Origin of the sequence: Lachnoclostridium sp. (genome assembly GCF_031997925.1) — a bacterium.
GTDB lineage: Bacteria > Bacillota > Clostridia > Lachnospirales > Lachnospiraceae > Lachnoclostridium.
The window spans coordinates 50,613-58,538 of record NZ_DAMADT010000031.1; the positions used below are offsets into that span (position 1 = coordinate 50,613).

6 protein-coding genes are annotated in these 7,926 nt (G+C 34.6%); all 6 read right to left on the reverse strand.

Annotation, left to right across the window (positions count from 1 at the left end):
• A partial coding sequence (locus RTP52_RS16525; protein ID WP_312372565.1) for a hypothetical protein occupies positions 1–198 on the reverse strand: 198 nt, incomplete at its 3' end.
• Between the two features lie 3 nt (positions 199–201).
• Complete coding sequence (locus RTP52_RS16530; protein WP_312372567.1) at positions 202–1,926, reverse strand: class I mannose-6-phosphate isomerase; 1,725 nt, start codon at positions 1,924–1,926, stop codon at positions 202–204.
• Between the two features lie 22 nt (positions 1,927–1,948).
• Positions 1,949–2,830 (reverse strand): ROK family protein, encoded by an 882-nt coding sequence (locus tag RTP52_RS16535; RefSeq protein ID WP_312372569.1) that lies wholly within the window; start codon positions 2,828–2,830, stop codon positions 1,949–1,951.
• Positions 2,831–2,845: 15 nt separating this feature from the next.
• Positions 2,846–3,730 carry an acetylxylan esterase gene (locus RTP52_RS16540; protein ID WP_312372571.1) on the reverse strand — a complete coding sequence of 295 codons (885 nt, stop codon included), beginning with the start codon at positions 3,728–3,730 and terminating at the stop codon, positions 2,846–2,848.
• A gap of 8 nt (positions 3,731–3,738) precedes the next feature.
• The gene (locus RTP52_RS16545) at positions 3,739–5,949 is read right to left on the reverse strand and encodes a discoidin domain-containing protein (protein WP_312372573.1); all 2,211 of its coding nucleotides are present in this window, start codon (positions 5,947–5,949) and stop codon (positions 3,739–3,741) included.
• A 110-nt stretch (positions 5,950–6,059) separates the two neighbouring features.
• A complete protein-coding gene (locus RTP52_RS16550; protein WP_312372575.1) occupies positions 6,060–7,748 on the reverse strand; it encodes a hypothetical protein in 1,689 nt (562 codons plus the stop codon).
• Positions 7,749–7,926 lie beyond the last annotated feature (178 nt).

Consider the following 7,926-nt stretch of genomic DNA (forward strand, 5'->3'; position numbering starts at 1 on the left):
CCATTTTCTTAACACATAACTAGCTTCAATAGTCCAACAGAATCTAGACTTTTCTTCATAATTTTTTGTCTTATTGCAAATCTCAATGGCTTGATCGATATATTCTGCCTGAAGTTCTAACAAAAGTGGTTGTGGATGTGTATATCCAATATCCAAATGACTATGTGGCATGCACCAAATTTCTTTTATATTTGACATAATTTATCCTCTCACAGTTGCTCTTATTACTTTAACAGTTCCTTCTAAAGAACGAATAATACAGCGTTCAACATTAGCTGGTATAATGAAGGTTTCTGCATAATGTACTTCGTATGGTTCGAAAGAACCATCTACACTTTCAATAATAGCTCCTTTGCCATCTACTATATTACAAGAACTTACTCCGCCCTCTGATTCTATCTCACAACTAGATGTTATAGTATAGACTCTAGTTTCAATAAATTCACGTTGATGAAGACCTGTTCGCTCCACTAAAGTGTCCATATCATCGCTTAATTTCTCAACTTGATCTATTAAGTTGTTCTTAACCCATTCAGTTGTACGATCCCATTGAATATTTTGTTTGCCATGTTCAATATGAACTGGTCTTGGTAATCCGTCTAATCCTACTCTACCCCAATCCCAGAGTTTAAATGTAAATATATATGGGGTTGCGCTGATTTCAAGTACCATAGTATTTTCTCCACTACAGTGAATAGTTCCTGCAGGAATTAAGAAATGGTCATGTTTTTTCGCTGGCCAAGTATTAACATACTTTTCTGCATCAAACACAATTTCTCCTCGTTGTGCACGTTCTAAATCTTCAATCATTTCTTCTTTATTAATACCTTCCTTCGTACCAAGGTATACAATACCATCTTCTTTGCAATCTAAAATATAATAGCTTTCATCTTGTGTATAATTCATACCAAATGTAGACTGAATATATTCAGTGAGCGGATGAACTTGAAGGGAAAGATTCTGACCACCCATGGTATCTAAGAAGTCAAAACGAATAGGATATTCATCCCCGAATCTAGCATGTACTCTATCGCCTAATAATTGTTTAGGTCTGTAGAAAACTACATCAACAGATGGTACTTCAATTCTTATGTCACCAAATTGCATGTAGATGCTATTTTCTTCTGGTACCCCGTCAAATGCCCAAGCATAATTTGAACTACTTCTATCCAGATCGCATACTTCTTTCATCCATTGTCCCCCCCATACTTCAGGTGCAAAGTATGGAACTAAACGGAATGGCTCCTTACTGAATTTCTCAAGTCCAGCTCTAAATCCGTCTCCACTTACCATCTTAGGTTGATTTTTCACATTGGTATCTAATAAGAAATCAATCTTATTTATAAGCTTACGTTTTAAACGATCTGCCATTCTCCATTCAACGAAGAAACCTTGTTTGAATTTTGCAAGTTTAGGTGCTGTTTCATTCGCTGTTTTCCAGTTAGGAAGTCCATTTGCAAATCGTAATTGAATCTCCCATCTTGCAAGGTCAGCATATACCAAGATGTCACCTTCATGCACAAGGGAAGCACCAACACCATATACTAGTACAATTCCCTTTGTGTCTTCAATTTGCTTTCTCATTATTTTGATTTTATCTTCAATATAAAAATCTTTTATATTAAGTGTATTCATTACGCCAAATACACGATCATCTGTAACATATTGTCTTATATAGTCTTGATATTCTCTATCACTAACCATACAATCTTCTGCACAATATACAGTTGCACTAAGATTACTCAATCCTTTCACTATCTCTTTTACATCAACTTCTGTATATGTCTCTAATACAATAACCTGACGTTCCTTACCTTTGATAGCGTTTTTAAGTTCTGAAATTATCGCCTCATATCCTGCTGCTGCTTTAAATCCGTCTACCTTTTTTGTCGGACTCTTATCATAATTATTATATTTTTTTACCATTTCATTTCTCTCCTTATTAGATTTATAATAAAGTTGCACCAATCATTCCAGCTGTATTACCTAATTTGGCTGAAACAATCTTAACTGGCAACGCTATTCCACCATATGTTTGACTATTTACATGACTATTTAAATAGTCCAGAAATAAATCTGACGATTTTGCTACTCCACCACCAATTGCAATTACCTCAGGTCTTAACACGTTCACAAGGCTAACCAGACCCTCTCCCAAATAGTATTGGAATTCTTCCATGGTAGCTACCGCTGATGGATCATTTATACGTACATTGTCAAATATCTCTTTCGCGGTAATTTGTTGTCCTGTTCTTTCTTTATAACTCTGCATAATTGCAGTAGCAGAAGAATAAGCTTCTAGACAACCCCGTCTTCCACAAGTGCATTGTCTTCCACCATTTTCAACTGAAATATGTCCTAGTATTCCATCAGCATCCCCATATGCATTACCACTTTCAAGCTTCTTGTTGATAATAAAAGCTCCTCCAACTCCTGTCCCTAAGGTAATCATGCACATTCTCTTATATTCTTTGCCTATTCCAAAAACAGCTTCGGCTAATGCCGCACATTTTGCATCATTTGCGATTTTAACAGGTAAATTGGTTCGATTCTGTATATCCCCAACAATATTTTTATTGTCCCATTTAATATTATTTGAATATACTATGGCGCCCAACTTACTATTTATTAGCCCACAAGAACTAATTCCAATCTTATCTACCTTATTGTGACTACAAATATCCTTGATTACATCTGTGATATGCCCAATAAACAATTCGTAATCTAAGTTACTATCTGTGGGAATAATCTCTTCCAATACTACATTATCATGTGAAATAAGACCTATTTTGGCCGACATACCACCTATATCAATACCTATTGAATACATATTACCCCTCATTCTTTATGCATAAATTAAAAACCAAGCTTTCACCATTTGAATAAATTCCTTATTATAACCATGTGATAGATGTTCAAAATGTGTATAAGACTTTGTCCCATCAATTCGTTTAAAAAGATCCTCGATTGTTTCTTTTGGACACGTTTCATCTCTTCCACCGCTAGTTAATAAAACTGGGAAACAATAGCGGTGAGTATGATGAATTGTATCGATATAATACATTCCTTGCTCAACTAAGTCAGCATTGGCATCTTTATACCAATCTCTACCCATACCATAAGCACCTTTATAATCTGCCATTTTAATATTAACTAAGAAAGGCTGGTCGCTGGCAGTTGCTCTTGTAATATCATTAAAAATAGAACCTAATAACAACGCTGCTCCACCACCTTGACTTGTTCCAAAAAAGGACACCCTGTCTTTTATAACACCTTCCTGCCTAAATGCCCATTCCACTGCCATAACACAATTCACAAGCCAAGTATAATATCCTTTCATCCCGCCACTTAAGAAAGTATCTGGAAACACGCTACCGCAGCCTTGCATTGTCATTTTTTCTAATGATTTCCCCTTTGGGGTTGTATACCCCAAAGGATTAATATGTAATACATTAAAATACTGCGCTAATTCAGGATGCATGCTCATTTCTCCACCATATCCTGGTGTATGAACTATTAATGGTGCTTCTTTACGAAAACAAGGTTGAAAATAGCAATAGAATGCATCATATCCTTCACTTTCAATTCGAATGAATCGATCTGTTTCTACCGATTGAAAAATATACATACTGGGTTCGAATGGGTTAATAAATTCTTCTGAATAGGTACAAGGTCTCTTACCTTCCATTCGTATTTTTGAGACCCATAAATCAATATCTTTATAATCCATTATTCTCCCTACTTTCTGCTTCCTACCATTGCTAGACGAAGAAATCTTGGTCGATAAATATCTGCATATTCAAAGCAATCATTACCATTAATGTTATATGAAATAATAAGTTCATTCTTACCTGATAATGCCGGATGCGCCTTTGCATTATAGGTGTTATTACCTTCTCCAATAGTTGTCAAACAATCATCATGAGTAAAAATAGTTGTCTTATTCTCGAATACATCATATGGATTCTTAGCAATGGATGCTTTAATTGTTGCTGTATTAGTTATATGCGTATTTACTAATACATACTGACCTTTATATTCACCATCTTGTATCTGTGTAATACTGAGTTCTGGCGCAACATCATGTGCTAAATATTTGAATTCACTTGGTGGTTCACTAACCCATTCATCATTAGAGTTTAAATATTCATATTCTGAAAATTTTTCTATGTTTTCTGATTTTACCCTAGCAACAATTAGTTCTCTACCTAGATTTATTACATCCTGATATCCATACACATAAACATATCCATCTGGATTAATTCCCCCGGCATCTTCGGTACTTTGATATACACCTCCACCAAAATACCATTTTGCATTCGGATCTGACACATTACAAAGATTCATAGCTCCATCATCAATTATTTCTAATGAATCATAATCAACTTCACCATCTTTAATATGATATTTTGCTAAATCTACTCCAATTTGTTCAAATCCATACATAGTATTAACTGAATCAATTCTCAAAGAATATACATAAAGAGACTCCCCGATTACAAAAGTATCACCTAACCAATAATAAATATGTTTCCCAGGCTTTGTAGCCGGAATTAATTTACTTGGTACAATATTGGCAGTTCTCTCTTCCTTCGTAGGGAACTTAAAGATAATATTACTACTATCCGCTTCCTTACCAGTAAGTATAGCACTTGTGTTATTCGGCATTGATACATTACTTCTTGTCTTAGAAATTGGATCTACATCAGATACTATTGTATCGCTAAAGATAAAGAAGGTCTTTTGCTCTGCCAAGTCTCTATCATAGTCGTAATCCTTTCCATCAAGGTTTACAGTATAAACCCCGTCTGCTCCAGTCCAACCTTCATAATTAGATAATAATGCTGAATAATCTGGTTCAGTATCACAATACCAACCTGAGCCTAGAAATACACTAACTTCACTTAATCCAACTTTATCCCCGCCATAATTACTAAGAATCTCTAACTGAAGATAACGTCCTCTTAAAGTTTCATCAAATTCAATGGTCAAGGAAGGGGACAACGCCTCAGATCCATCTCCTTTATCCACTGTATAAGTACCTATTGCTTTCCAAGTTGTATTATCATCTGATATTTTAAGACGGAATTTTTCTAGCCCACAATCTAAACTTTCCTTGTCGTTATAATTCCAAAGAACAATCTTAGATATAGGATATTGTCCTTTTAAATCAACTGTAAAATTAAATTCAGAAGCATCTTGAGCATACATATGATTTGGATTATTATCATGAGTTGCATTCTCTGCCCTAAAGTCACTAAGCCCTGTTCCATTTAGGAAATTATAATGTTCTGGTTTCGCAGACCACTTATTATTGATGTAACGTTCTAGAGGTGTACAAGCTATGCTTTCTCCTTCTATAATAGGTTGTTTATATCGAAATAGTCTTATTTCACTTAAACCATACCCATCACCATCATAATTACTAACTGCCTCAATTTTGATATATCTTCCACTAACTCCTTCAAAGTCAATTACACTACCGTCAACTAAGTTAGTTGCTTTTATTGAATCTTCTCCTGGCGCTTTCGCTAATGTATAAGAAATAGGCTCATAATACACTTCATTATCCTCTGAGAAACTAACCTTAATTTCTTGTAGCCCGCTATTCACATCTGTTGTAGAATTGTAGTTCCAAATATACAATTTTCCCAATTTTTCAATATGTCCGATGTCAAATACAAAAAGTTTTTCATCACCTTTATACATATCACCATCTTTATTTGTATGTAAATGTATACGCCCACCTGTACCGCTCATTCCCGAGTCATTTACTATAGGGGCTTGTAATTGGTCTAAAGCGTGTAACGTAAGCATGTTTCCCACCTCATTTACTATATCTACAAATTTAACATCTTCTGATTTTCCTTTTCCACAAGCTACAATAGTAATCATGAAACACACCATTAAGCCAAATAAGACAATTGCTCTCTTTATCTTTATTTTCATATTACTTTTCACTCCAATCAAAAAGCTTATGCTTGTAGTAGAATAAGAAAAGCTGTCGTAACTCATAACAGCTTATCTTATTCCTAAATAAAAACTAAACTCAATTACCCTTATTTGCTTTTTTTCTTACGTACAGAAATTGTAACAATTACTCCTACAATACCAAGTAAAGCAATAGCTAACACGACATACATAGCGGTATTACTATCCTTAGTTTCTTCCTTAGAAGTCTCTTTATTTCCATCGACTACTTCTTCTGTATCAGCATCTTGTGATGAATCTACTGTATCAATAACATCTGGGTTATATTCTTTCTCAACCTTTGTTGTGTAGCAAAGTGTTTGAATTTCTTCTTCTGTTAGTACGCCATCAAATACCATGAGATTATCCAATATACCTGTACATGCACGTTTTACTGTATTATTCTCAAAGTACCCACCAATGTTAAAACCACCATTTGGATCACCTGCTGAACCATCATCAAAAGCACCTAGACTAAAAGTTAAACCTGCTGCTACAGAAAGTCTTGATTTTGTTGCTAATTTTCCATCAATGTACATATAAACAAATGCATCCTCAATCGCACCATCTTCATCATATTCATTTTGGAAAACCAAAGTATAGTTATGCCATTCCTTCATGTGTGCTTCCATAAAGTAACCTTCTGAAAACAACTTATCTTGTGTTTGCCAATCTGAACTATTCACCTTACCAAGAAATTGAATTCCCTCTGCAGAACTGTCTTTAACAAATTCCACATCCACAACACCAGCACCTAACGCACCTAACCCTGCAGGGACAATAACCATGTTTGCACCTGAATCTGTTTGTGTATACTCGTCCATAGCATAATAAAAGCTAATTGTCATCTCGTCATAATTGTAAGTCTTATTTGGAGAAGCTAAATAAGTTTTACCATCAAACTTAATTCCGTTTCCGTCAATACCTGGTACATATACTGGGCCACCTTCTGTGGAACCAACACCATACGTAAGGTCATTATCTGCTGCTGTACCAGCATTTGAAAGTGTATCATCAAAAGAATAGTTAAGAACACAAGATTTCTCTTTTTCTTCTACTACCTTTTCTCCAGTTGCTGTAGCAGTATAGCTATATATACCATCAGTTTGAGTTACTGCTACTGGATCTCCACCATTGATTTGAATGGTTAATGCATCACCAACTTCAGGTTTCATAAGTTCCACACCATACTCTTCAAGTTGTCCGTCAGCTGAACCATCATTTAATGCAACGCCATCTTTTGTAGATTCAGGATCATAAATACTATCATCTGCCATTATGTTGTTTTGCAAACTCTTAAAGATAGATGTCATAACGCCTGTAGATTCTGTATAAGTTACAATACCATCTTCTTTTTCATCAAATGTTGGATTAACAAAACTAGCTGCTGCAGTTTCATCAAATGCTAAAGAGTTAAGTTTTGAAGTATAATCTTCAAAAGAGGAGAAATCAAAAGAAAGTGTTACAACCTCCCATTCGCTATCACTATCATCAACACTAATAGCTAACCATTCTGAACTATCTTTTACTTTGCTATCATAGATTCCTTTTAAATGTTGTTCTAAATCTGCACCATGCTTTTTAAAATAATAATAAGCACTTCCATATCCATCTTGAAAATCATTTTTTGCTATGAGTCCTTGTATAGTACGACTACCAGAACCATCAGAATTAATAACCAAATTACTTGAGATTTGTACTGCTGTACACGCTGTTAGCATAACCATTGTAAATAATACAGTTAATAAAGCCGCAACCGATTTTGCTCTTTTCTTCATTTTTGTATCCCCCTAGTCTTTTATAAATAATAGTTAATTACTAAAATTGTTTATACCTTAAAAATCTTGGCCTATATACATTTCCATTTACTAGATGACTTTCATAATCCATGCAATTCACATTATATGTAATTAAAATTTCCTCCTCACAAGCAATGTCATAATGTGCCTTTGCGTT